Source organism: Peribacillus sp. FSL R5-0717 (assembly GCF_038002945.1).
Classification (GTDB): Bacteria; Bacillota; Bacilli; order Bacillales; family DSM-1321; genus Peribacillus; species Peribacillus frigoritolerans.
Genome location: NZ_JBBOOF010000001.1, coordinates 3,204,201 through 3,231,095, shown reverse-complemented (window position 1 = coordinate 3,231,095; position 26,895 = coordinate 3,204,201). Strand labels below are relative to the sequence as shown.

Genomic DNA, 26,895 nt, shown 5'->3' with positions numbered 1-26,895 from the left:
AATATTCCTTCAAGAATGGAACCTCAAGCATGTTCCGTACATGATTTTCTCATAACATCTGGAATATACGAATTTACTCGTTGTTTTCACGCTTTTACTCGTGAGTTTCACACTTTTACTCGTGGGTTTCGTGCTTTTACTCGTGAGTTTCACGCTTTTACTCGTGATTCCGCATATCGCTGACATTTTTTCTCACTCTTCAGTTTTTCCGAAAGAAAAGGACAAAGCTTGTCAGCTTTGTCCCTGTTCTTGTTTTCCATGATTTCTTCCGGCCAGCCATTTTATGATGGGGGACAGAAAAAATAAAATGAATAAGATCCTGAATAAATGAAAGCTTGTGACAACGGATAAATCCACATGCACAGACATGGCTGTGACTGCCATTTCGGCTACGCCGCCTGGCGCCATGCTCAAAAAAAGTTCATTCGCCTGTAAAGATAGGGTCGGGGCAAACTGAATGGAAAGATAATAGCAAAATCCAATCAATAGGACATTACTGACGAATACGGCTCCGAACATCTTTCTGAAAAGTCGGGGATTATCTACCTTCAGTGTGTAGCCTAAATGTGCGCCGATCAACAATTGCGACAGGTTCAACCAAAAGTCAGGAATCTGCGGGGCACCTGGGCCTGCTAAATTGAATAGTGCTGCGGCCATGAGAGGTCCTAGCAAAAAAGGCAGCGGAAAATTGGCTTTCTTTGTGATGAAAATGAACACTATCAAGGTTAACAACATCATGATTGCTAATTTCCCATCATATTCAAAAAAGAAAAACGGCCGCTCCGTTACGGCCATTACCGCACCTGGTTCAACTGACATTACATGAGTCACAATCCAAGGGACAATGGAAATTACCAGGATGACCCGCAGTGTTTGCATAAAACCTACAACCGTTTCATCACTATCCTTCATTTCCTCACTTAAGACCACCATCTGGGAAAGACCTCCCGGGAAACTGCCAAGCATGGATGTGCCCAAGGATAAATTCATTCGTTTTCCGATAAACCAGCCAGTCAACACTGTAAATGAAATGATTGCGATTGTCGTAAAAAGCATTACAGGCAGATATTCAATCATCTCATTTAACGATTGTTTCGTGAATGAACTGCCCAATTGTAAACCTAGAATGACCAATCCAGTACTTCTAAAGGTTTTGGACCAATATAAGTACTTCCTTAACTTCACTTTCGCAATCATCACGACGAATAATGGTCCTAGCATCCATGGCAGGTATATGCCATGGCTATTAAACGCGTAACCACCCAGGAATGCTAGAAAAGCTGTAAAAATGATTCTAAAACTCTTACTCTCGATTAAATTTGCACTCACAAAATTACCTTCTTTATCTAAGCGGTTTTTCATCTATATCTTAACATAAAATAAGTTGGTTCAAAGCTGTCATCCACGCTTGTTTTCGACTGAAGCGAGGAGCGCAGCAGTGATACCTTCTCCAGTGCAATTTTTTATATTTAATCATGTTTTCGCTCCATGAAAAGAAACAGCATGGCACTTCCACCATTTACTAGATTTCCCACCCCCACAAACTCGCAATAAAAGGTAGAATAATATATATAGGGGGTCAAACTCTTATGGAGGGGTGACTAGATGTTATCAAATACAGAAATAGGCATTGACTTAGGAACTGCAAATACGCTAGTTTACAGTAAAAATAAAGGAATCGTATTTAATGAGCCATCTGTGGTGGCCATTGATATAGAGACTAATAAAGTATTGGCAGTCGGTGTTGATGCAAAAAACATGATCGGGAAAACACCCGGAAATATCGTGGCAATCCGTCCGCTTAAGGATGGTGTCATTGCGGATTTTAATGTGACCGCGCAAATGCTTAAGGAAATCATGAAAAAAGCAAGCAAGGCCCTAGGTTTATCGATTCGCAAACCTAGTGTAGTGGTCTGTACACCATCAGGTTCCACTTCAGTTGAGAGAAGGGCCATTCAGGATGCAGTCAAAAGCTGCGGAGCGAAACAGGTCCACCTTATCGAGGAACCGGTAGCGGCAGCAATAGGTGCGGGCCTGCCTGTCGAAGAGCCCGTTGCCAATGTCATCGTTGATATCGGCGGCGGAACGACTGAAGTCGCAATCATTTCTTATGGCGGCGTCGTTTCCTGCAATTCAATCAGAATTGGCGGAGATCAATTGGATGAAGATATCAGCCAATATGTCAGGAAAAAACATAATGTGCTGATTGGGGAAAGAACAGCCGAGGAAATAAAAAAAGAAATCGGCTACGCACTCGTTGAACATTCCGTGATCACCATGGAAGTCAGGGGCCGCGATCTTGTAACAGGGCTACCAAAACCGATTACAATATCATCCACTGACGTCCAGGAAGCCATCCAGGAATCGCTTCTTCATATACTGGAAGCAATAAGGGCCACTTTGGAAGATTGTCCTCCTGAATTGAGCGGCGATATCGTCGATCAAGGAGTCATCCTATCCGGCGGGGGTGCACTTCTCAACGGGGTACAGGAATGGCTGACGAATGAAATCGTCGTCCCTGTCAAACTTGCGGATAACCCGCTTGAATCAGTTGCCATCGGAACCGGGCTTTCACTTGAGGTCATTCACAAATTACAAAAAGCCGTGTACTAAAAAGATTAGGAAACCCCAACTTGGGGTTTCTTTTTTTATCATTCCAGACCGATTCCCCCCCCATGATGCAAACACAATCTCCACATTAAATAACTTCCCGGAAATATTTTACCTCGTTTGAGCTGAGAATAAGGAAAAGGATTTTTTACGTTCGAAAGCAAGCATTACTGATTGGGTAGGCATCACGTGCAGAACTAATTGCATGCGATGTTACATAACTTGTGTTATAATATAATTATGTTACATTGGTAAGAGGAGAAGTTCTATGGAATATGTAGAAGCCTTTAAGGATATCAATCAAATCAGCAAAATAAAAACATACTTACGCGCACACTCCAGTCGGGATTATTTATTGTTTGTACTCGGCATCAATACAGGTATGAAGATAAATGAAATGCTCGAAATCACCGTCGCCAGCGTTCTGGATGAAACGGGCAAAATCAAGGAGTTCTATGAGCAACGGACGGAAACTGACGAAGTCAACCAAATTTATTTGAACCTGAAAGTCCGTACCGCCCTACAAGAATACCTTAAAGGCTCGAAGGTTATCGAAGGTCAGTTTTTATTTCTTTCCCCTAAGACAAAAAAGCCGATTACACGTCAACAGGCGCACCGAATCATCCATGATGCTGTGGAAGGTGCAGGGCTTACAGGCAAATTCGGAGCAAGTTCGATGCGTAAGACTTTTGGCTACCATGCCTATAAACAAGGCGTGTCTCTGGCCTTGATACAGAAGCATTACCATCATTCCAGTCCATCGGAGACATTAAAATACATCGGTTTATCCAAGGAGAAGAAATTCAAGACGAATATTGACGTTAACTTATAAACATTCTGCTATCTTCTATTAACTCTAACCAACATTTTAAGGAGGAATTCCAGTGAAAATTAGAGAAAGTGAACTTCCTGGTATTGGCCAAAAATTCGAAATCATAACGAGAAATGATGAAAAGTTAGTAATCGTCATTCACGATGATGGCCGTCGGGAATTATACCATTTTGATAATGAACATGAAGACGTCATATCGAGCATCACCCTTAATGATCAGGAATCCCGGCAACTGGCTTCCATCATAGGCGGCATGGTCTATAAACCACAAGCACTTGAAACAATTGAAATGTCCTTGGGTGACTTGGTGATCGAATGGTTCAAAGTCGAACCCGGTTCAAAGGCCATCAATCAAACGATCGGTTCGATTGATATCAGGAGCAATTATAACGTGACCGTCATCGCCCATTCTAAAAAAGGCAAAAAACAACTGAATAATCCTGGTCCAGACTCCATCATCGAAACAGGCGACACCCTTGTAATATCCGGTGAAAGAAAAGATATTCGTAACCTGATAAGAGAATTATTGACCGACGAAAGGAGTGACTAAGCTCATATGGATCATTTAGTCTTTGAAGTGGGAACTGCCCTACTTCTAGTGGCATTAGCCGCTCTCGTTGCAGGTAAATTCAAAATATCAAATGTTCCGTTATTAATTATCATCGGGATGCTCGTTGGACCCCATGCCCCGCACTTCGGATTAATTGACCTGCGTTTCATTGAAAGTGATGAAATCATAGCATTCCTCGGTCGTGTCGGTATTTTATTCCTTCTGTTTTACCTTGGGCTTGAATTTTCCGTCAAAAAGCTTATGAAGTCAGGGAAAAATATCGTGACAGGCGGAACCTATTACATTTTAATCAACGTGGGAATGGCCTTGCTGTATGGCTTCCTGCTAGGTCTTCCATTAAAAGAGGTCCTGATATTAACCGGGATCATCAGTTTTTCTTCAAGTGCCATCGTGGCAAAGGTACTTGTGGACCTTAAAAGGACCGGTAACAATGAAACGGAGTTAATCCTTGGCATCATCATGTTTGAAGATATCTTCCTCGCTGTTTATTTATCAGTCGTATCCGGATTGGTATTAAGCTCTTCTGGTTCCGTTTGGGGAACATTACTTTCTACATTTATCGCGATTGGGTATATGCTGATATTTTTCGTTATCGCCCGGAAAGCATCTGGGGTCCTTAACAAATTATTCAATATAACCTCCGATGAGATTTTTATCATCGTCGTGTTCGCATTACTATTCTTCATCGCCGGTTTCTCGGAAACGATTCATGTTGCGGAAGCCATTGGTGCATTACTGCTCGGCCTGGTCTTTTCTGAAACGGAGCATAGCGACAGGATCGAGAAACTTGTCATTCCCTTCAGAGACTTCTTCGGGGCCATATTTTTCTTCAGCTTTGGCTTGAGTATCGATCCGACGACCCTTGGCGGAGCTGTCTGGATGGTTCTTGGTGCCGTCATCATCACCATAATCGGTAACTTTGCAGCTGGTATGATTGCCGGACGCAAATCCGGTTTATCTCACAGAGCTTCCGCAAACATCGGTTTAACGATCGTTTCACGCGGCGAATTCTCCATCATTTTAGCCAACTTAGGCATTGCAGGAGGTTTAATGCCTATACTAACCCCGTTTGCGGCACTTTATGTTTTAACCTTAGCGATTCTTGGGCCGATCCTTACAAAAGAATCCAAACACATCTATAATATCCTAAATAAAGTATTCAAATGGACCCCTCCGAAAGTTCAAAAGAAACAGGAAAAAGAAGTCCAATAGAAGAAAAAGGCCGGAAATTGCTTTCTGGCCTTTTTTCTGCTTACCTTTCATAACTCACTAACATGATAATACTTGTAAGAAAGCCGGCATAAAATCATACCTAGTAGTAGTATGGTTGCCTTACTTGAAGTTTCAACAGCACCTATTCACAGTGATTCTAGAAACTTTCGAGATTGAGGGATATTTCTTTACTGAGGATTTAAAACTTGCCTCTCTCCAAATTTGTTTTACGGGCTATGTCATTGTCACAAGCTTCTACAAGTGCCCGGATTAGAGGTTTCAATTTCTTTTCTTTTGAGGATTAACTTACATGAACAAAGGGAATAGAAGCAGATAACCTAAGTAACTATTCAGGAGTGATGCCCAGATGAATAAGTCGATCCAATTTTCAAAGAAACTTATTAAAGAAATAAAGGAAGATCGTGTGACCGGGCTGGCAGCAGAACAAGCTTATTACTATTTACTGGCACTATTCCCTTTGCTCATATTACTGCTGTCCATATTACCTTATCTGAATATCGATATTCAGACAGCCCTCGACACGATAAAAACCTTCATGCCTGCGGAAACGATGGAAGTCATCGAGAAAAATATCATCAACATATTATCTGAACGGAACGGCGGCTTACTGACCTTTGGTATCCTTGGAACGATATGGTCCGCATCCAACGGAATGAACGCGTTCATCCATTCCATGAATATCGCCTATGATGTGGAAGAAACAAGGAATTTCATTAAAGCCCGCTTCATTTCCATTATACTGACATTAGGCCTGGTTGTAGCATTCATCGTCATGTTAGGTCTCCCCGTCTTTGGAAAGGTCATCATCGAATTATTACAGCAGGTCATTCCGATCCCAGAAGAAACGCAAATCTTATTCAGCTTATTACGGTGGGTCATCGCGGTTGTGGTCATCTCACTTGTCCTGGCCTTTTTATATCGCTTTGCACCGAATAAAAGTTTCCCCATTAAACATGTCATCCCTGGCGCAGTTACCGCAACTGTACTTTGGCTTGGAATATCACTTGGATTTTCATTCTATGTCAGTAACTTTGCCAACTACTCTTCCACTTACGGCAGTTTAGGAGGCGTCATCATCTTGATGCTATGGCTGTATTTGAGTGGTCTGATTTTTGTGATCGGCGGAGAAATCAATGCAATTCTTCATCGCCAAAATTCCATTCCAAAAAAACAGTCACGCACGATCGTTCATCCTGTCCCGCTTAAAAGATAAAATCAAGATTGAAAAGCGGCTGTCCCATTCGGACAGCCGCCTTTCTAATTAACCCTTATTGACAAACTCTTCATATCTTTCATCATGGGCCAGCCATGCAGCGTATTTCCGCTTCATGTATTTTTCCGCATCCGCAAATGTATCGAATGTTTTTTTCTGTTGTTTTCCGTTGATTTCAACAATCCATTCCTCTTCTTCATCTTCATAGATGAATATATCCTGTTTGTCTCTTGTTGAATATAGGCAACCCTCTGGGGATCCTTTTACATTCAATTGATTCTTATGTGCGTCTCGTTTAAGGGGCTCGGCATAGAAGGTCTTTTCGACATATTGGCTATATGCCTTTTCGGACATCGTACAACCGGCGGCTTTTTGGTGGCCGCCACCATCGTACTTGCCAGCAACCTCAGAAACATCTATATCATCGTGGATTGTCCGGAAGCTGATTCTTTTGCTTCCTACCATCAGGATGGCTATATAATCCAGATGTGAGAACTCTTTCGACAGTTCATTTCCCAATTCCGAGTGGTATGACTCTGCATGGACCACACCAGCTGTATGGGGACCGACCGTAGCTTGATAAACTTCTCTTTTTTTCCTGTTTATGTACCGATCCACTCGACTCTCTTCAACATTCAGAAGCGTTTGCTCCACTTCGTCAAAAGTGAAACTTTCAGCCGTGGACAGCTTATTTGCGATTTTCATTTCGAATTCCTCTATCGGAATCATGAAAAACAGGTCATTCAATCGCTTTGCCGTTGTATTTTTATTGACTTCCCATTCCCAAGTATCATATTGACGGACCAATTCAACGAATTCAGCGACAATGCTTGAAGGTTCCAGCAATTTATTTTCAACTGCATACTGATAGAATAATGATGTGGCTGCCGTCTGTTTACCATCTTCCTGTTCGACAGTTACAGATGCCCAATCATGTTCGTTCAAATGCAGTGCTGACTTATGATGATCGATCAGCAGCGCCTTGCCTCCATCTTCCACAAACTGAGTAATCATTTTTTCATTATCTTCATCAACCGATAGATCAGTAACGATCAATGTATCTTCAATCTTGGCCTGCTCAAGAAATGCACCTACATTCTGATTAAGGCGACCAATTGAATTATAACTAACCACTACTTCATCTCCGAATGCCAGCTTTGCTACAATGCCGCACCCGACTCCATCCAAATCATTATGTGTAAAGAGATGGTACACACAAACCCCTCCTAATAACTAATAAATTTACTTTTCCCTAAAGACATGAATTTCAATTGCAATCTTTACAATTGTAGCATAATCATATCTGCATATTTTATCATGCTTCCATTACGTGACGCTTTTGTTCGTTTTTTTTTCGATGAATTACCTAATCATTCCTTATTCCCCATGATTTATAATAATAAATAATGAAAAAACACATTACTTTGAAATCGGGGTATTTCCAGTGAAGGAGTTTCGGTGAGTGTCGAAGAGCAGCATTAGCTAATCGATCAATGGCTAACTTTACGAACTTTAAAGAATTGCCAGATGGTTGAAGAAAGTTGACTCAATCAGACCACGATCCGGCACATCAAAAAAAAGCCGCAGGAATGTTATTCCCCGCGGCTTCCTTATGTGAAATCACTGTTCAATCAATTTTCCAAGGTTGGCCATTTCAATTGCACTAACGGCCGCTTCATAGCCTTTATTACCTGATTTTGTTCCAGCACGTTCAATGGCTTGTTCAATATTCTCAGTTGTCAGCAAACCGAAGATAACCGGTACACCTGTTTCCAAAGAAACGGAAGCCATGCCTTTAGCTGCTTCATTGCAGACATAATCATAATGTGAAGTAGCACCCCTGATTACCGTTCCAAGACCGATTACCGCATCATATTTACCTGTATTCACAAGTTTCTTAGCAATTAACGGAAGTTCAAAAGCACCCGGGACCCACGCGATGTCAACGTCATTCTCATCAACGCCATGACGCTTAAGGCCATCCATTGCCCCTCCTAAAAGCTTGCTTGTGATAAACTCATTAAATCTTCCTACCACGATTCCTACTTTCAATCCTGATCCGATTAATTGTGCTTCAATAGTTTTCCCCATGTCCAATTCCTCCTAATTTTTAAAAACAATAATTTTTTTCATGTTAAGATTTCATTCCTAAAAATCCTTCAAGCTTTCGGGATGTTCAGTTCAAGTTCCTGTTTCCCGATTGGATCATTATGTTGAAGATACCGAATCAAATCGGCTATCGTAATGAACTTCAGGTTGAATTTATCAGCGATGACTTCTAAATCGGATACGCGGGCCATCGATCCATCTTCATTCATGATCTCACAAATTACACCGGCTGGAGCGGCACCGCATAACTTCGCCAAGTCCACCGATGCCTCCGTATGTCCTGCCCTTCTTAATACGCCGCCTTCTTTAGCGACTATCGGAAAAGTGTGACCTGGCCTTTGGAAATCTTCAGCGACCGAATCTTCATTAAGAAGCTCAAGGATGGTCAAGGACCGTTCAAAAGCACTGATTCCTGTAGAGGTGCTTTTATGATCGACACTTACCGTAAAAGCAGTGCCATGATGATCGGTATTTTCGCCTACCATAGGATGCAGTTTCAATTTTGCTGCAAGTTGTTCAGTGATGGTCGTACAAATCAAACCACGTCCATGAGTCGCCATGAAATTAATCGCTTCCGGTGTCGCCTTTTCGGCCAACACTACAAAATCCCCTTCATTTTCACGATCTTCATCATCGGACACGATTACTACCTTGCCAGCCTTCAAATCTTCTATTGCTTCTTCTATTGTATGGAACATCATTACACCGCCCTTTTATTAGAATCCATGCTCTGCCAAAAACTCTAAATTCAGTCCTGGTTTTGGATTACCATTTTTCATTTGATGTATTATATATTTCCCAATCATGTCGTTTTCGATGTTAACGATATCGCCAGCCGCTTTTTGTCCCAATATGGTGTCCTGATGAGTCAATGGAATCAATGATACCGTCAAAAGGTTCCTTTCGATCCCAAATATCGTCAAGCTTGTTCCATCAATGGCCACGGAACCTTTTGGAATGCAAAAGGCACTAAGCCCTTCTTCCAGTTGGATTACATAATATACGGCATTTTCTTTCCGTTCTTTTTTTATGATCGTTCCGGTTCCGTCGATATGACCTGAAACAAAATGACCGCCAAATCTTCCCTGTGCACTCATGGCTCGTTCGAGATTAACAGGTGATCCCAATTTTAACGTCCGGATCGAGGAAGCTTTGACCGTTTCCGGCATCACGTCGACCGTAAATAAACTTTTCGTGAAGGACGTTACCGTTAAGCAGACCCCGTTGACTGAAATACTATCCCCCAGATGCACATCTTCAAGGATTTTTTCAGAACGAATCGATAACTCCATACTGCTTTTTCCTTTTTTCAAGGAATGTACGGTACCGATATCCTCAATGATTCCCGTAAACATGTTTTTCCCCCTTTTATAAAATATAAAAAACCCCTTAGGATGGCCTAAGGGGTTAGCAGGAGAAATGAGTGAAAAAAATTGTATACCTAAAAAGCCTAATATTTTCATTTTCGAAAAATTAGGCGTACGTATACACTTGGGTTCCACACGTCCTTCTCCCATCCAGACTGTACTGTCGGCTTTGGAATCTCACCAAATCCTGCCTTTTAACAGGCTCGCGGGCTTAGAATTTCTTCATCACCGCCGGTTGGGATTTTCACCCGACCCCGAAGGACTAAAATAATATGAATCTTTGAATATTTTATCACCATAAAGTGAAGATGTAAAATTTCTAACCTTAAATGGTTCAATTGTTACAGGAACTTCCTACTTTTTTATAAAAATGGTCCCTCATTAACCCCGATGTGCTCCAAAAAGGTTAGGCAGGCTAAATATGTGGAATAGGATTAGAGAATCACACTTCATATAAGGAGGAAGACCATGCTTATTTCCATCATCAACCTGATTTTCTATCTGTTCGTCGTCACGATGAATTTTTTAGCCAATTTCCTGCCATTGAACGGCCAGACATCAGGAGAGATTTCCGATAAACTTCATGTCGTTTTCACTCCTGCCGGATATGTATTTTCCATATGGGGCTTAATCTATTTCCTGCTCGCCATCTGGGTATTCAGGCAGTTTTTAAGTAAACATCAAAACAGCCCTGCTTATAAGGCATCCTTCCCTTGGTTCGCTTTAAGCTGTGTCTTGAATGGCGCTTGGCTTTTGGCTTGGCACTATGAGCACTTTTTGTTATCCGTATTCATCATCATTGCTTTGTTGGTTACTTTAATGGTCATTTATACAAGCATAAAAAAAGTGGGACACACTACTTTTGACCTATTTCCATTCTCCGTTTATACAGGCTGGGTAAGTGTCGCAACTATAGCTGACATTTCTTATTACCTAACCTATATCAGATGGGACGGTTTTGGGGTTTCCGAATCAACCTGGACGATCGTCCTGCTGATTGCAGCAACAATCCTGGCTTTTGTCTTCGCAGGTAAAAACCGGGATTGGTGCTATCCTCTCGTATTCGTTTGGGCGTTCATAGGCATCGGGATACGATATAGCTCCGCCTATCCTGTAATCACGGACATTTCTTATATCCTCGCTGCCATCACTTTTATCATATCCATAACCATTTTCATAAAAAGTAGAAGGAATATGGTAGCCTAAAATGCTTGCTGAAGATCTTGCCATACATCCTGCCAAGCTTCTAGACCAACAGAGAGACGGACCAGCTGGTCACTGATGCCCATTTGTTCCCTTGAAGCTTCAGGAACGGCAGAGTGCGTCATGGTAGCGGGATGCTGGATCAATGTTTCGGCATCCCCAAGACTTACGGCAATTTTAATTAGATTCAATTTATTGAGGAATTCCTGCGCATCCTGTTTTGTGCCATGCAATTCGAAAGAGATAAGGCCGCCGCCATGTTTCATCTGTTTTTGCATGATATAATGATCCGGGGAAGCTTCATCACCTGGATAATATACCTTTTTCACCTTTGGATGTTTCTTAAGTTCATGAAAGATTTCCATTGCATTGGCCGAATGACGGTCCATCCTGACGGGCAAGGTCTTTAACCCCCGCAATAGTAACCAGGCATCGAAAGGTGAAATGATTCCACCGATATCCTTTTGTGTAGTCCCTGCTACCTGATTCATGAATTCCTTCTTACCGACGACAAGTCCCGCAACGACATCCCCATGCCCGCAAAGATATTTCGTAGCGCTATGAAGGGCGATATCACAGCCATACTCAAGCGGTCTCTGTAGGTATGGCGTCGAAAACGTATTATCGACTACGACCGTCACATTATATTCCTTCGCAACTTTCACCACCATCTGTAAGTCAATCATTTTCATCGTCGGATTGATCGGGGTTTCTACATAGATGCAGGTCGTTTCCGGCCGGATCATTTTCCTAACCTGTTCTTCAGTATCCATTTCACAAAAATCATGAGTGATCCGGTATTTATTTTTCATTAGCTGCAGAAGGCCAAATGTACAACCATATACCCCCTGTGAGCAGAGGATGTGATCATCTGTTTTAGTTAACGCAAAAAGTACTGCTGAAACGGCAGCCATGCCTGAACCGAAAGCAAGGCCAGCTTCCCCGCCTTCCAGTGCGGCAATCTTTTCCTCAAGCACCTGTACTGTTGGATTTCCAAGGCGAGAATAAATATATCCATCTTCGATACCGGCAAAACGCCTCTCCCCTTGCTCGGCATTTTCGAAAGTGAATGTTGAGGTTTGGAATAAAGGTGTTGCCAAGCTTCCCAAATGCTTCTTCGAGTCATATCCTTCATGGATGACTGCCGTTTCAAATTGTTTATACTTTCTTGTCATACCGTCTCCTCCTAACCTATGTCTATTGCTATCATATGTCAAAAACCCATATAAAGGAAGCGTTTTCATTCATGATTATCACCCATAAATGAACCCTGAATTTAGTAAAAATAAGCTTCATTCTGTTCAGTTCGATCCTGCAAATTGAGCACCTCTTTTAATTTTTTCTAACGTGAATTCCAAAAAAAGGGACAGCCGCCATGGCCGTCCCTTTTTTACGAATCATTCATCGACTACGATGTTTCCACCATAGAAGGTTACTCTCGTTAATGGTAACTCCAGTTCACGAGCCATTTTTTTCAACTCTCGCTCTTCTCTTTCCGTTACGATTGAAATGACCGTGCCATCTGCACCTGCACGCCCAGTTCTCCCGGATCTATGGATATATTGTTCGATATTGTCAGCCATATCAATATGAACGACCGCAGTAAGGCCTTTAATATCGAGCCCCCTTGCCGCTACATCCGTTGCTATCAGCATCGGGGATTTTCCGGAACGAAGCTTGCGCAGTGCTTTCTCCCTGTCGACTTTATTGGATTCACCGTGAAGCACGCCCATTTCAATACCTTTATAACTCAGCTTTTCATGTAAGACGCTAAGCTCCGCAATATCATTCAGGAAGGCAAGTGCCTTCACATCTTTAAGTCTTGTGATTTTCTCGAGAATCTTGGACTTTTCCCGTCTCTCAACCACAAAGTATAGATGGTCCACCTTGGATTCCATTTTTTCATTTTTATCGACCTTAATCATTTCGGGTTCATTCATGAATCCCCTGGCCGCTTTTTCCGTTTCCTCTGGCAGGGTTGCTGAAAACACCATGATTTGCCGATCCTTTAGTGTTGTTTTGATAATATTATTGATCGTTCCCATATGCTCTGGAATGATCAATTGGTCACCTTCATCAAGTACTATCGTCTTAACTTCATGCATCTTCAGTTTCTTTTGGGCAATCAATTCGTAAATCCGCCCCGGTGTTCCAGCAATCACTTGTGGACGCTTCTTCAGTTTGTCCAACTGCCTTTTCACATTAGCACCGCCGATGAATGCTGCACCCATTATGCCGCTTCCCTCTGACCAAATGCGAATTTCTTCATTGATCTGCATGACCAGTTCTCGTGATGATGCCAGAATCAAAGCTTGGGGCGATTTTTTTTCAGGATCAATCTTTTCCAGCAATGGCAGTAAATATGCCAATGTTTTTCCTGTACCTGTCGGTGATTCGGCCATGATATCCTTTCCCTCGACAATCACGGGAATCGCTTTCGTTTGTATCGGGGTAAGTTGTCCGAATCCGGACTTTTTCCAGGCTTCTTGTATATATGGTTTTCTATCGTTTATTAATGCAGGTAATTCGCTCATATCGTTCTCCTTTAATATAAAACTTTTCCTATCTTTCATAGTACCATTTATTCTTGTCCAGTAGCCAACGGAATACGAATTGTAACCGTCGTCCCTTTGTTTATCTCACTTTCAAAATCCATTTCCCCCTGAAGGCGATGAACGATTTTCCGGCAAATTGCAAGCCCGATCCCTGAACCTTTTTCCTTCGTCGAGTAAAAAGGCTCACCAATCCGTTCAAGGCGCTCGGGTCCCATTCCCATGCCATTGTCACTCACGCTGACTACAGCATGTCCATCGATGATTTGCAGCGATATATCAATTTCCCCATTATCTTCGATCGCTTCAATGCTATTCTTGACGATATTGATTACCAACTGTTTAAGTTCAATTGAATCAGCCATAATATAAATCGGTTCGGCGGTTTTAATCCTTAGCCCCATTTCGATATTATTCAAATTCGTTTCTGCTTTCATCAACGTGAATACCTGTTGTAAACTGTCGGCAAGATCGGTCCTACAGAATGCGACATCCTGTTTCTTCCCGAGAACCAAAAGTTCACTTGAGATAATATTAATTCGGTCAATTTCCTTCAACATGATATCAGAATGCAGCGGGTTCACTTCCTGGGTCATATCCATTAACTGTACGAATCCTTTTAAAGATGTCAGCGGATTCCTTATCTCATGTGCGACGGCTGCAGCCAGATGTCCGATAACAGATAGCTTTTCAGACATGATCATCAATTCCTCTTCGCGCCGCAATTCGGTGATATCCCTTACGATAGCATATACTCCAAGCATTTCCGAGTGGACGATGATCGGTAAAAAAGTTACACGGATTATCCGTTGTTCATCACTGCTATTCTGAATGGTCGTTTCGAATTTTACAGCCTCCCCTTGAAGGGACTGTAGAAAGAATTCAGCTACTTTATCACTTTCATTCCAGTTGATGAGATGATTCGCATTCTTGCCTTTCAAATTGTCACTATGATGACCTAACAGTTTTTCTGCTTCCGGGTTTATCGAAACGACATTTCCTTCGAGATTCAGCTCAAGGACACAATCCGGGTTATGCTTGAACAGCGACCGATACTGTTCATCCTTCAGAATGAATTCCTGTTGGGACCTCAGCATTTTCCCCGTCCAATACCTGATTATGAAGTACAGGAAAAGTCCGGTTATGAATATGAACATCCACCCTTTGGAATGTTGAAACATTGCATATATCCGAACATCTGACCTTGCCTGCGTCATAGAGATATAATCCGTAATGATAATCCATAAGACCCCAATGAATATATATATAAAAGCCACTTTACATGCAATTTTATGAGATTGGTTCATATTTTTTCCTTTGTATTGTTTTTTGGTTTATTATTCCCAAATCACTCAAAAAAAGCCCTCATGTTTTCAACATAAGGACTCTATCGATATTGTAACATATATATAGTAATCATTGTTTTATATCGTTAAAAAATCCAGCAGCATTACTACTGGATTTTCAATAAATCAAGAGAGGTCTTTAATGGCTTGATTGAATTCTTCTTCGATATCTTTTGTAGGCTTGGCCGATAGTAAGCTGAAAACGACCACCGCTATTGAACCAGCGATGAAACCAGGAATGATTTCGTATATTTCAGCAAACCTATCGATCATATCCCAGACGATCACGGTTGCCGTACCGACAATCATTCCCGCCAAGGCTCCCCATTTCGTCATCCGTTTCCAGTACAGGCTTAACAAAATGACAGGACCGAATGCCGCTCCAAAACCAGCCCATGCATAACCAACCAATTTAAGGATTGTACCGCTTGGATTAAAAGCCAATAATAGGGCAATGGCAGATATCGCCAATACGCCAAACCGACCTACCAGCACTAATTCCTTATCAGATGCGTTCGGCCGAATGAACTGCTTATAGAAATCATCTGTCAGAGCACTTGCCGATACTAACAGCTGTGATGCAATCGTACTCATGACCGCTGCTAAAATCGCAGCCAACAAGAAGCCAGTAATTAAAGATGGAAACAGTTCTTTAGCTAATATGATGAAGACGGACTCAGCATTCCTATCCCCTAAAGGACTATTTGTCAGGTTAAAATATGCTATCCCCACCAATCCGGTGAACATCGCTCCTACAATAGCAAAAATCATCCATCCCATGCCGATTCGCCGTGCACTTTTCAATTCTTTAACAGATGAGACCGCCATGAAGCGGACGATTATATGAGGCTGCCCGAAATAACCAAGCCCCCATGCCAGAAGAGATATGATGCCAATGGTTGATGTTCCCTCAAAAACATGCAATAAATTCGGGTTAATCGATTTTATTTCATTGAAGGTAGGATCCCAGCCCCCAATATTTACAATCGTGACAACTGGTACTAGAATTAAGGCAATGAACATGATTGTACCTTGTACGAAGTCCGTCCAGCTGACAGCCAGGAATCCGCCAAATAATGTATAAAGAATAACAACGCTTGCCGTCAGCCAGATACCCCACCGGTAATCTAAATTGAAAGCCGTACGGAAAAGCTCACCGCCTGCCACCATGCCTGAAGAGGTATAAAAGGTGAAGAAAATTAAAATGACCGATGCTGATACCACTTTTAAGACGCGGGAGCCATCTTTAAACCGATTTCCCAAAAAGTCGGGAATCGTAATCGAATTGCCGGCAATTTCCGTATATGTCCGAAGCCTTGGTGCCACAAATAACCAGTTTAAATAAGAGCCTGCACACAGGCCGATGACAATCCAGCCAGCACTCAACCCACTAATGTACATCGCACCAGGAAGACCCATCAACAGCCAGCCACTCATATCGGAAGCCCCTGCACTCAATGCCGTTACAGCCGGCCCCAAGTTCCGGCCGCCAAGCATGTAATCGGTTAAGTTAGCCGTTTTCCGATAGGCCAAATAACCAATTAAAAGCATACCTGCCATGTATATTGCAATTGATATTATAATTCCATATTCCAAAAATGAATCCTCCTATTTATAGGTTAATTTTCATCTTGTAAGCTTATCAGAAAAAAAAACATATGTTAAGAAGTTCTTGCACCTTTCAACGATTTCACTTTCAATATAAGTAAGAAAATTCGTTTTATTAGAATAAATCATTTAGGAGGAATACGCCATGCAATCCTATATCAATCAGCCAGATGGAGTCTTTCCCTCTGTTTGTTCTCTCGACTGTCCTGATCAATGCGGTTTACTGCTGCACAAAAAAGATGGGAAAATCATTAAAGTTCAAGGAGACCCTGATCATCCAGTCACAAAAGGGAATATTTGCAACAAAGTCCGCAACATGACTGCCCGCCTATATGACCCCAATCGCTTAAAACAGCCCTTAAAGCGCATCGGTCCGAAAGGAAAAGGGAATTTCGTTCCAATCAGCTGGGAAGAGGCCATTGACACAATCACTTCCAAATGGAAAGACTTGATCGAAATGCACGGACCGGAAAGCATACTTCCTTACAGCTTTTACGGAAACATGGGCAACCTCAGCGCCGAGGGGATGGATCGCCGCTTTTTCCACAAACTCGGCGCAAGCATGCTCGAGCGTTCCATCTGTAATGCGGCAGGCTCAGTCGGATACAGCTATACAATGGGTGGTTCATTCGGCATCGATCCAGAAGAAACAATCCATACGAAGCTATTCATCATGTGGGGCATCAACGCTGTGAGCACAAATATGCACCAAGTGACGCTTGCCCAGCAAGCCCGAAAAAACGGGGCCAAAGTAGTTGTCATTGACGTTCATAAAAACCAAACTGGCAAGTGGGCAGATTGGTTCATTCCGATTCTGCCTGGCACCGATAGTGCACTTGCCCTCGGATTAATGCATATTCTTTATGCCGAGAATCTAGTCGACCAGCCCTTTCTCGATGAATACACAGTGGGTGCTGCTGAATTGCGCGAACATGTCCGCCAATATGACCCTGCGACCGTCTCCGCGATAACTGGCGTTCCCATTGATGACTTATATGAACTTGCCAGGATGTATGGCACCACAAGCCCATCATTCGTTCGGATAGGCAATGGCCTGCAGCACCATGACAATGGAGGCATGGCGGTACGTACCATTGCCTGCCTGCCTGCCCTTACCGGCCAATGGATGGAGGAAGGCGGCGGAGCCATCAAAGGGAATTCAGGATATCTGGCCTTTAATATAAATGCCTTAAGACGTCCTGATTTATTGCGAAATAAAGCTACCCGGACCATTAATATGAACCAAATCGGCCAAGCTCTTATGGAAAAAGAAAACCCGATTCGCTCTATGTTTGTATACGGCTCCAACCCAGCACTTGTCGCTCCGAATGCAAATAAGGTGCAGGAAGGTCTAATGCAGGAAGATCTATTCACAGTGGTACATGATCTATTCTTAACCGAAACGGCCATGTTTGCCGACCTCGTCCTTCCTGCCACGTCATCTTATGAAACGGAGGATTTTTATAATTCATATTGGCATAATTACGTCCAAATACAAAAACCTGTAGTCGAAAAATATGGCGAATCGAAATCGAATGTTGAATTGTTCAAACTGTTGGCTGCTGGAATGGGATTTGGGGAACAAGCATTTGGAGATTCAGAGGAAGATATGATACGGCAGGCTCTGGATTTTCCCGACAACCCGCATTTGGAAGGCATCACCTATGACTCCCTTTCAAGGAATCAATTTGTCAAAGCCAAAATGCAGCCGATTTTCCCAGGCAAACTCCCGACACCAAGCGGTAAAATCGAACTTTATTCCGAACGGATGAAGCGGGATGGATTCGAGCCATTGCCCACATATACGCCTATCATAAAAGACAGCGACCTGCCATTTTTATTCATTCCGGCACCTAATCACAATTTCTTGAATTCAACCTTTTCTAATAATGCCAAACATATCTCCATGGAAAAGGAACCGAAACTGCACATGAATGCCGCTGATGCCAAAACAATGGGGATAGCCGCCGGAGATATGGTTAGAATCTGGAACGGTCGCGGTGAATGCTTGCTTACCGCTGCTCCCGGTGAAAATGTGTTACCAGGCGTTCTTGTCAGCCAAGGCTTGTGGCAGAATACGCCCGAAACAAAGCAACACATCAATTCCCTTACCCCAGATCGCCTCGCGGATATGGGTAATGGCGCCGTTTTCTTTTCAGGACGGGTTGATCTTGAAAAAGTCCAACAATAGTAAAGAAATGTTTAGCAATCTTTAACATATCTGTGATTTTCGGATTATATCTGCGATTCTCGGATTATATCTCCGTTTTCAGATTTTTATCTCCGATTCCGGATTATATAACTGCGGTTCTAGAATTATATCTGTGATTTTCGGATGATATATCTGCGATTCTCGGATTATATCTGCGATTCTCGGATTATATCTGCGATTCTCGGATTATATCTGCGATTCTCGGATTATATCTGCGATTCTCGGATTATATCTGCGATTCCATAGAAAAAAGGCTGTTCCACAAGGAACAGCCTTTTTTCGTCAAGCTATTTACTCTGCATCAAACCAGCCTGTTGGCTGGATATCCAAGTTATTATTGATTTGCTTCACTTCAGTGTAAGCTTCGTAACCGAAAGTTCCCAGTTCGCGTCCATTTCCACTTTGCTTGAACCCTCCCCAAGGAGCTTCGTTATAAGTCGGATGATATGAGTTTATCCACGTGATGCCGGCACGCACTTTTTTAATGACACGGTACGCTTTTGAGATATCATTCGTGAACACCGCTCCCGCTAAACCATATTTCGTATCATTGGCAAGTCGAAGAGCTTCCGCTTCATCCTTGAACTTTTGAACGACAAGCACCGGTCCAAAAATTTCTTCCTGCACAATCCGCATATCCGGTGTCGTATCAACAAAAATAGTAGGTTCGACAAAGTAACCTTTATCCATGCCTTCTTCTTTAATTCGATTTCCACCAACGATTAATTTGGCACCTTCTTCTTTTCCGATTTGGATATACGATAATATTTTGTTCATATGGGCTTCTGAAACGATAGGTCCCATCTGGCTGTTTTCATCAGAACCTGAACCTACTTTGATTTTTTTCGCCTTCGCAGTAAGACTTGCAATGAACTGATCGTAAATGGACTCTTCCAATAGTAAACGGGAGCCTGCTGAGCACACTTGTCCTTGATTACAGAAAATCCCGTATAGAGCATAATCAACTGCAGTCTCAAAGTCAGAATCCGCAAATACGATATTAGGCGATTTGCCGCCGAGCTCCAATGTGACTTTCTTTAGGTTACCCAGCGAAGCCTCCATGATCTTACGTCCTGTTGCCGTGCCTCCTGTAAAGGCTACTTTATCGATTTCCTCATGCTCTGCAATGGCTTGTCCGACAACTGGCCCCGCTCCTAACACAAGATTCGCAACACCTTTTGGCAATCCTACCTCATCCATGATTTCAAATAGTTTGACCGCCGTCACCGGAGTGATCTCAGATGGTTTGAACACAACGGAATTTCCTGCAGCAAGCGCCGGAGCAAGTTTCCAGGCTGACATCATTAGTGGGAAATTCCAAGGAACGATCTGCCCGCATACACCGATCGGTTCCCTTACGACCATCGCTTGCTGGCCGTCAGGAACTTCAAAAGTCTGACCTGTCGGTTTTGTGGCCAATCCTGCATAATATCTAAAACATGCTGCCGAATCAGCTATATCAAAACGAGCCTCACGCAATGGTTTCCCATTATCCAATGTTTCCAACGCAGCTAGTTCTTCAGCTTTTTCTTCTATTTTGTCGGCTATTTTGAATAAAATGCGAGCTCTTTCGACGGCAGGAGTTCCCCACCAACCACCTTCATAGAAAGCATATTTTGCTGCCTCGACCGCTGCATCCACATCTTCCTGTGTTCCTTCCGCTGCTTTGGCAATAACTTCCCCCGTGGCCGGATTCAATACATCCCTCTTCTCACCCGAAGTCGAATTCACCCATTCCCCATTGATGAACATCTTTAAGTCCAATGCTCCCGTTCCTTCTTTTTTCGTATTATTTTGCAAAGTTTCCTGCATGTAATTTCCTCCTCTGTTTTAAGTTATCTACCTATATATAAATATGAGCAAGATTCATGCCAGTTTGAAATTTTAGGTAACTCACGTTTTTTTGCCCTTTCCTGTCATAATTAAATTCAGTCGTGAATTACCTATTCATTTTTGCATAGCTCATAGGCAAGACTTCCAAGTTTCACAGAAAAAAAGAGATGAGCAGCTGCTCACCTCTTTTCTGATTAATTCCGATTAATAATGACCAATTTCATTTCCGTCATTTCTTCAATGGCATATTTCAATCCTTCGCGCCCAGTCCCGCTTTTTTTGACTCCGCCATATGGCATGTTGTCAACACGGTAAGTTGGGATATCATTAATGATAACACCGCCGACTTCCAATTTTTCTGCGGCAGAAAGAGCTAGATTGATATTTTCTGTGTAAATCCCGGCCTGCAATCCGAATTCGGAATCATTGACAAAGTCAATCGCTTCCTCAACGGAAGAAACCTTATTGATCAAAACTATTGGAGCGAAGACCTCCTGGCAAGATACCTTAAGCATGGCATCCACTTCCAGCAACACAGTCGGATGCAGAATATTACCTTCTGATTTACCTCCTGCTGCAACTATCGCCCCGTGTTGTTTAGCTTCACCAATCCAATCCAGGCTTCTCTGTACATCCCCGGCGCTGATCAATGCTGAAATATCCACAGACGGGTCCAAAGAATCTCCCAGTTTCAAGCCATTCGTTGCTTCCGTGAATTTTTTGACAAACTCATCATACACCTCTTCATGAACATAAGCGCGCTGTAAGGAAATGCAGACCTGCCCTTGAAAAGCGAATGCTGCCGATACACAGCGTTGGATGATTTTGTCAATATCGATCCCTTTATCCACAATGACAGCCGCATTCGAACCTAGTTCAAGACTCACTTTCTTTAACCCGGCCTTATTACGGATCCCGATTCCTACAGCCGGACTTCCTGTAAATGAGATGCTCTTCACCCGTGAATCGGTGACTAATTTATCACCGATTACCGAACCGCTTCCAGTAACTAAATTAAACGCACCTGCCGGCAAATCCGTTTCGGCCAATAATTCAGCAAGAAATAGTGAAGATAGCGGTGTTTGGCTCGCAGGTTTCAGGACGAGTGTATTTCCGGCAGCAATGGCCGGGCCCACTTTATGGGCAACCAGGTTCATCGGAAAATTAAATGGCGTAATCGCACCCACAACGCCTAGAGGCTCACGGACCGTGTATCCTATCCTTCCTTCTCCGTCAGCTGTGGCATCCATCGTCAATGTTTCTCCATGAATCCTTTTTGCTTCCTCTGCTGCAAATTTATATGTGGCAATCGTCCGGGATACTTCAACCATTGCCGTTTTAATCGGTTTCGCTGCCTCTTTTGCAATAATTTCAGCTGCCTCATCTTTGCGGCTTTCCAAAAGGCTCGCAAGCTTTTCAAGTATGGCAGCGCGTTTATGACTAGGTAAAGCTGCCATCGTTTTTCTAGCTTGATAGGCTGATTCTATGGCCAACTCGACATCTTCAAGGCTTGCCGAGGGAATCTCCGCTAGGACCTCCCCGCTATAAGGGGACTTTAGTGTCGTGAACTTTTCAGCTTCTTGCCATTTACCATTAATGTATAATTTCTTTTTCAGCGTTTCCGTCATGACCATCACTTTCACCTCTTATAAAATTTCTTTTTCGACTGCAGTAAATGTCTCATCAAGGATTTCAATCATTCTTTCGACTTCTGCTTTAGTAATGATTAAAGGCGGTGCGAATACGAGTGTATCTTGATCAAATGTAACCGAACGGCAAATCAAGCCATTCTTCGCAGCTTCAGCAACAAGTCTTGGAGCAAGCTGTGTCTCAAAGCCTTCACCTGTTTGTTTGTCCTTTACGATGGAGATGCCCCCAATTAGTCCAAGTGCCCTCACATCACCAACAATCGGATGTTTGCTTTGGAGCTTCTTAAAGCCGGCAAGCAACTCTTCACCACGCTGTTTCGAGTTTTCTATAAGGTTTTCACGTTCAATTATTTCAATATTTTTCAAAGCAACCGCACATGCCATCGGATGGCCACTGTATGTGTAGCCGTGTAAAAGCGTACCTTTTGAAAGGGCAATGAAATCCTGATGCATCTTATCATTCAGGACGACCCCGCCTAACTGTGCATATCCGCTCGTCACACCTTTTGCAAAGCACATCATGTCAGGCACAACACCAAAATGTTCAATCCCAAAATAAGTCCCTGTTCTTCCGAAACCTGTAATGACTTCATCCGTCACCATCAAAATGCCGTATTCATCACAAATTTCCCTTACTTCCTTAAAATAGCCTTCAGGAGGAAGGTTCACGCCACCGGCCCCTTGAATCGGTTCAGCGATAAAGGCCGCAATCGTTTCCGGTCCTTCCTGTTCTATGACCTTACGCAACTCCTCAATGGAGGAACCGTCCACATGATAAAAATCAGGTGCGATTGAATTCGTGAAATCCCGGAACGGCTTCAGGCCAGTCGCACTTGTAGCTCCCATTGCCACTCCATGATAGGATTTCGAGCGGGAAATGATTTTTTGACGATTAGGCTGCCCTTTCAAAAGCCAGTAATGACGAGCAAGTTTGATCGCCGTATCATTCGACTCCGATCCACCTGAAGTGAAGAAAACTGCATTCAAATCCCCAGGCGCGATGGATGCGATTTTGGCCGCCAAACGGATTGCCGGCTCATTGCTGAAAGTGGCGAAACTTGAGGTGAAAGCTAATTTGGCCATTTGTTCCTTCGCGACTTCAGCCATCTCTTCTTGTCCATGTCCAATATTCACATTCCAAAGTGAAGCCATGCCATCAATGACAGTCCTGCCCGTGACATCCGTAAGATATATTCCCTTCCCTTCCTTAAAGATGAAACTTGGACCATCTGCCTGCTGCTGTTCGATTGCCGTGGTCGGATGAATAAAATGCTTTTTATCCAAATCGATTAATTCCTGAATACTCGTAGTCTCTTTAATCATGTAAAAAACACCCTTCTCATGTAATGGATTTTTTCAAGCTAGTTTATTTTTATATTTATAGATGTAGCAAGATGCATGCCAAATTATATGAGCCTGATATTAAAGGTATTCAAGTTAAAACGATTCATATATAAATCAATAGGAGCATGTGTTGATTCATATATAAATCATTTGATTCACATTCGAATCAATCAACTCCCATTCATTTGATTAACTACTGAATGACAAGCATTTTTTCGAATCCCCCTCTTTATTTCTAATTGATGTTACAAAACCTGACACACAATGTTGAATTTTCGGAAGATTTGTATTATTATCGTGTTAATATTTTTTCATTCCTTTTGAGCCGCTATGTTAATCTAAATGAAAGAAGTTGATATATATGCAGGTAGGATTTGAACTGTACCAAAAACAAACCTTGAAGTTGTCATTAACCCCTGAATTACAGCAATCGATCAATATCCTTCAATATTCCACCCATGAACTGATAGATTTCCTTAACCGACAGGCTTACGAAAATCCCGTTCTCGAAATTAGCTTTAAAGAACCCCCCTCAACGCACAGTATTCGTACAAATAAAATAAATTCTCTGATACGTGGTTCTTCCTCTAAAAGTAAAGGTTTCAACGGAGACAATGATTACAACCCTATCAACAATCATTCAGTCAGCACAGAAACACTTGAAAGGCATTTACTGGAACAATTGAGTTTACTAAGTTCATTGAATGCATTTGAAAAGAAGATTCTCCAATTTTTGATTGGAAACTTAAATGATTATGGATTTCTAGAATTGGATGTCCATTGGACTGCTTCGCATTTTTCCGTACCCGTGGAAGAAATCAAAAATATGATTCAAATATTGCAATCCCTTGACCCAATTGGAGTCGGTGCTAAAGATCTGGCCGATTGTTTACTCATTCAGCTGCGTGAGCATGAGAATCACAATGAATTGGCGTATGAGATCGTTAAAAAGCACTTAGAAGATTTAGCAGAAAAACGCTACAGGAAAATTGCCGCCCTTCACCAAGTGACCGTTCAGGAAGTACAAGAGGCCTCGGATTTCATCCGTACGTTAAACCCGCGTCCTGTCAGTCACTTTTCCGATGATATGACTCATTACATCGTTCCGGACGTTTACGTGGAAAAAGATAAAGAAGGTTTTCTGATAACGGTCAACGATAGCTGTACACCTAAACTTTCCATCAATCCTTACTACAAGAACCACGTCGCCATCAATTCCGTTAATCCAGCTAAAGATTATATAAAAGGGCACATAAATGATGCCCAATTACTGTTAAAAGGGCTCGAACAAAGGCAAATGACGCTTTACAAAGTGACCGCGTCAATCGTGGAGGAGCAGCATGAGTTTTTCATGAAGGGAATTACAGGATTAAAACCTATGACACTGAAGGATATTTCGGAAAAACTTCAGCTTCATGAATCAACGATCAGCAGGGCTACGAGCAATAAATATATCCAGACGCCGCATGGCCTCTTTAAACTAAGGAACTTCTTTACTAGAGGGTTACACCGCGTGAACAGCCCAGCAACCGAATCAACGGCCACCATCAAAGAAAAAATAAAGGTCCTGATTGCCGATGAAGATAAAATAAAGCCTTTTTCAGATCAGAAACTTTGTCAAATATTCGAAAATGAAGGGACGAAGATCTCCCGCCGCACTATTGCAAAATACCGTGAAGACCTCGGTATACCTGGATCTTCAAAACGGCGCAGATTTTAAAATCAAACCGAATTTTTAAGAAGACTCTTACAAATGAGTATCTATTGTAAGAGTCTTCTATATTTTACACCCCTGAACCAGGGGCTTAATAAACAGTTTTGGATCATAATATATCGGTTTATTTATTCCCCCATTTATCCTCGAAAATAAGTTCATCCATCAGCCTTCTTTTTTCCCAATTAGCAAGTTCAAGAATCGGTTTATCCGGATATTGATCCGTATAGCCAATCGACAGGAGTGCAACAGGTTCTATATGCGGCGGAATCTCCAAAATATCACGAATATCATTTTTCTTATAAAAGCTTACCCAGCCCATTGCCAACCCTTCCGCATAGGCAGCCAGCCACATATTTTGAATGGCGCAGGCAGTGGATAGGATATCGGTTTCCGGAATGGAGTTCCTCCCTAAAACATGGGAGCCCCCCCGTGTCGGGTCGCATGTAACACAAATGGTATATGGTGCTTCTTTTAACCCCTCCACTTTCAAACTAAGAAACTTATTTTCTTTACCTCCTTCATAATGAATAGCGAGGGCCCTTCTTTCTTTATCCGCTGCCCAAGCCAAACTGTTCTTGGTTTCCTGAGACGAAATCACGATGAAACTCCAAGGCTGCATGAATCCTACAGACGGCGCATGATGTGCAGCATCCAAAATTCTGCGGAGTATATCCTTTGAAATGGGCTTTGGCAAAAAACTCCTGATATCCCTACGGTTATAAATGGCTTTATATACGGCAGCTTGTTCTTCATTAGTAAACATAGTTTCCCCCCTGTTTCCGGCTCCCCGGAAATTTATCTAAACATACAATATATTTTATAGGTAAACCCTTAATATCCTCTGGCTCAGCTCATTCCGTCCACAACAAGATCCGCTCTTTCTTGAGGCCTTTGCACACCCACATAGAGATCTTCATGAACCATCCAATTATCCTCCCACATTTGACGCGCATCTTCACCATCCCGCTCTAGGCCACGTTTCAAACGCTGATCACGGGGACATTCCACCCAAATCGTGAAATCATGGTACCCTGCCAATTCTTTACGGATGGAATACGTTCCTTCTATAATCACAAGGCCCCCAGCAGGAACTTCATGCCATTCGGCCATAGTGTCCGTTTCCCAATCATACCTTTGATATCTTGCTTCCTTCCCCTTTTTAAGCGGTTTTAGGATTTGGTTACAAACCCGTTCCCAATCATAATCCGCCCCGATAGGCTTTTGGGATGGAGGCAGTTGAACCCTTTCCGATGACGGCAAATAAAAATCATCCATATGAACGGCCACGCTACCTGGACATTCTGCTTGGATACGGGCAGCGAGTGTACTTTTTCCAGATCCGCCCCGGCCATCTATGGCCAATATATAGAGTGAGCGTTTCTTGGAAATTTCGTGAATTTCAGCTATAAGACTGCTGATCTTATACTGTCCATTAAGTGTTGGAAAGTTCATAAGCATTCCCCCCCTATATACTTATTTCTATTAATCCTCCCTTA

Annotated in this window: 21 protein-coding genes, 1 pseudogene and 1 riboswitch; of the genes and pseudogenes, 8 read left to right on the top strand and 14 right to left on the bottom strand. The window is 42.6% G+C overall.

Annotation, left to right across the window (positions count from 1 at the left end):
- Positions 1-231 precede the first annotated feature (231 nt).
- The gene (locus NYE65_RS15670; RefSeq protein ID WP_340861207.1) at positions 232-1,329 is read right to left on the bottom strand and encodes an AbrB family transcriptional regulator; all 1,098 of its coding nucleotides are present in this window, start codon (positions 1,327-1,329) and stop codon (positions 232-234) included.
- 276 nt (positions 1,330-1,605) lie between these two features.
- Here NYE65_RS15670 and mreBH point away from each other — a divergent pair, with 276 nt between their 5' ends.
- The 5 genes from mreBH to NYE65_RS15645 all read left to right on the top strand — a co-directional run bounded on the left by mreBH (position 1,606) and on the right by NYE65_RS15645 (position 6,459).
- Entirely contained in the window at positions 1,606-2,613 is a 1,008-nt protein-coding gene (gene mreBH / locus NYE65_RS15665; RefSeq protein WP_057278618.1) for a rod-share determining protein MreBH, read from the top strand.
- Positions 2,614-2,878: 265 nt separating this feature from the next.
- Positions 2,879-3,442, top strand: coding sequence for a tyrosine-type recombinase/integrase (locus NYE65_RS15660; protein ID WP_063577433.1), 564 nt, complete (start codon positions 2,879-2,881; stop codon positions 3,440-3,442).
- 52 nt (positions 3,443-3,494) lie between these two features.
- Positions 3,495-3,992: a cation:proton antiporter regulatory subunit gene (locus tag NYE65_RS15655; RefSeq protein WP_034305691.1), complete on the top strand. Its 498-nt coding sequence runs from the start codon at positions 3,495-3,497 to the stop codon at positions 3,990-3,992.
- Positions 3,993-3,998: 6 nt separating this feature from the next.
- Complete coding sequence (locus NYE65_RS15650; RefSeq protein ID WP_063577434.1) at positions 3,999-5,225, top strand: cation:proton antiporter; 1,227 nt, start codon at positions 3,999-4,001, stop codon at positions 5,223-5,225.
- A gap of 367 nt (positions 5,226-5,592) precedes the next feature.
- Positions 5,593-6,459 carry a YihY/virulence factor BrkB family protein gene (locus NYE65_RS15645; protein ID WP_057278615.1) on the top strand — a complete coding sequence of 289 codons (867 nt, stop codon included), beginning with the start codon at positions 5,593-5,595 and terminating at the stop codon, positions 6,457-6,459.
- Positions 6,460-6,507: 48 nt separating this feature from the next.
- Here NYE65_RS15645 and NYE65_RS15640 read toward each other — a convergent pair whose 3' ends face one another.
- From NYE65_RS15640 to ribE, 4 genes and pseudogenes are all read right to left on the bottom strand, one after another.
- Positions 6,508-7,674, bottom strand: a complete 1,167-nt coding sequence (locus NYE65_RS15640; protein ID WP_340861206.1) for a DHH family phosphoesterase — start codon at positions 7,672-7,674, stop codon at positions 6,508-6,510.
- Between the two features lie 405 nt (positions 7,675-8,079).
- Entirely contained in the window at positions 8,080-8,550 is a 471-nt protein-coding gene (ribH, locus tag NYE65_RS15635) for a 6,7-dimethyl-8-ribityllumazine synthase (RefSeq protein WP_034305700.1), read from the bottom strand.
- A gap of 77 nt (positions 8,551-8,627) precedes the next feature.
- Positions 8,628-9,266: pseudogene (ribB, locus tag NYE65_RS15630) on the bottom strand (3,4-dihydroxy-2-butanone-4-phosphate synthase); the annotation flags it as partial.
- Between the two features lie 18 nt (positions 9,267-9,284).
- Entirely contained in the window at positions 9,285-9,923 is a 639-nt protein-coding gene (gene ribE / locus NYE65_RS15625) for a riboflavin synthase (RefSeq protein WP_034305702.1), read from the bottom strand.
- Positions 9,924-10,069: 146 nt separating this feature from the next.
- Positions 10,070-10,201, bottom strand: a riboswitch (FMN riboswitch).
- Positions 10,202-10,403: 202 nt separating this feature from the next.
- Between ribE and NYE65_RS15620 the strand changes: the two genes are divergently transcribed.
- Positions 10,404-11,141 carry a TspO/MBR family protein gene (locus NYE65_RS15620; RefSeq protein ID WP_340861205.1) on the top strand — a complete coding sequence of 246 codons (738 nt, stop codon included), beginning with the start codon at positions 10,404-10,406 and terminating at the stop codon, positions 11,139-11,141.
- On the opposite strand, the gene megL is transcribed toward NYE65_RS15620, so the two are convergent.
- The 4 genes from megL to putP all read right to left on the bottom strand — a co-directional run bounded on the left by megL (position 11,138) and on the right by putP (position 16,632).
- Complete coding sequence (gene megL, locus NYE65_RS15615) at positions 11,138-12,313, bottom strand: methionine gamma-lyase (RefSeq protein ID WP_340861204.1); 1,176 nt, start codon at positions 12,311-12,313, stop codon at positions 11,138-11,140. The genes NYE65_RS15620 and megL overlap by 4 nt on opposite strands.
- 222 nt (positions 12,314-12,535) lie before the next feature.
- A complete protein-coding gene (locus tag NYE65_RS15610) occupies positions 12,536-13,672 on the bottom strand; it encodes a DEAD/DEAH box helicase (protein WP_057278610.1) in 1,137 nt (378 codons plus the stop codon).
- 47 nt (positions 13,673-13,719) lie between these two features.
- Positions 13,720-14,787, bottom strand: coding sequence for an ATP-binding protein (locus tag NYE65_RS15605; RefSeq protein WP_340861203.1), 1,068 nt, complete (start codon positions 14,785-14,787; stop codon positions 13,720-13,722).
- 375 nt (positions 14,788-15,162) lie between these two features.
- On the bottom strand, positions 15,163-16,632 hold the full coding sequence (putP, locus tag NYE65_RS15600; RefSeq protein ID WP_034305814.1) for a sodium/proline symporter PutP: 1,470 nt from the start codon (positions 16,630-16,632) through the stop codon (positions 15,163-15,165).
- Positions 16,633-16,789: 157 nt separating this feature from the next.
- Between putP and NYE65_RS15595 the strand changes: the two genes are divergently transcribed.
- Entirely contained in the window at positions 16,790-18,835 is a 2,046-nt protein-coding gene (locus NYE65_RS15595; RefSeq protein WP_340861202.1) for a molybdopterin oxidoreductase family protein, read from the top strand.
- Positions 18,836-19,147: 312 nt separating this feature from the next.
- Here NYE65_RS15595 and NYE65_RS15590 read toward each other — a convergent pair whose 3' ends face one another.
- From NYE65_RS15590 to NYE65_RS15580, 3 genes are all read right to left on the bottom strand, one after another.
- Positions 19,148-20,668 carry an aldehyde dehydrogenase family protein gene (locus NYE65_RS15590; protein ID WP_328176665.1) on the bottom strand — a complete coding sequence of 507 codons (1,521 nt, stop codon included), beginning with the start codon at positions 20,666-20,668 and terminating at the stop codon, positions 19,148-19,150.
- 215 nt (positions 20,669-20,883) lie between these two features.
- Positions 20,884-22,317: an aldehyde dehydrogenase family protein gene (locus NYE65_RS15585; protein ID WP_034306540.1), complete on the bottom strand. Its 1,434-nt coding sequence runs from the start codon at positions 22,315-22,317 to the stop codon at positions 20,884-20,886.
- A gap of 18 nt (positions 22,318-22,335) precedes the next feature.
- The gene (locus NYE65_RS15580; RefSeq protein WP_048685056.1) at positions 22,336-23,661 is read right to left on the bottom strand and encodes an aminotransferase family protein; all 1,326 of its coding nucleotides are present in this window, start codon (positions 23,659-23,661) and stop codon (positions 22,336-22,338) included.
- 382 nt (positions 23,662-24,043) lie between these two features.
- On the opposite strand from NYE65_RS15580, the gene rpoN reads away from it, so the two are divergent.
- Positions 24,044-25,402, top strand: coding sequence for an RNA polymerase factor sigma-54 (gene rpoN, locus NYE65_RS15575; protein WP_340861201.1), 1,359 nt, complete (start codon positions 24,044-24,046; stop codon positions 25,400-25,402).
- Positions 25,403-25,520: 118 nt separating this feature from the next.
- Here the strand turns inward: rpoN and bluB are convergent, their stop codons facing one another.
- The gene (gene bluB, locus NYE65_RS15570; RefSeq protein ID WP_063577443.1) at positions 25,521-26,162 is read right to left on the bottom strand and encodes a 5,6-dimethylbenzimidazole synthase; all 642 of its coding nucleotides are present in this window, start codon (positions 26,160-26,162) and stop codon (positions 25,521-25,523) included.
- 83 nt (positions 26,163-26,245) lie between these two features.
- Complete coding sequence (locus NYE65_RS15565) at positions 26,246-26,851, bottom strand: uridine kinase family protein (protein ID WP_340861200.1); 606 nt, start codon at positions 26,849-26,851, stop codon at positions 26,246-26,248.
- Positions 26,852-26,895 lie beyond the last annotated feature (44 nt).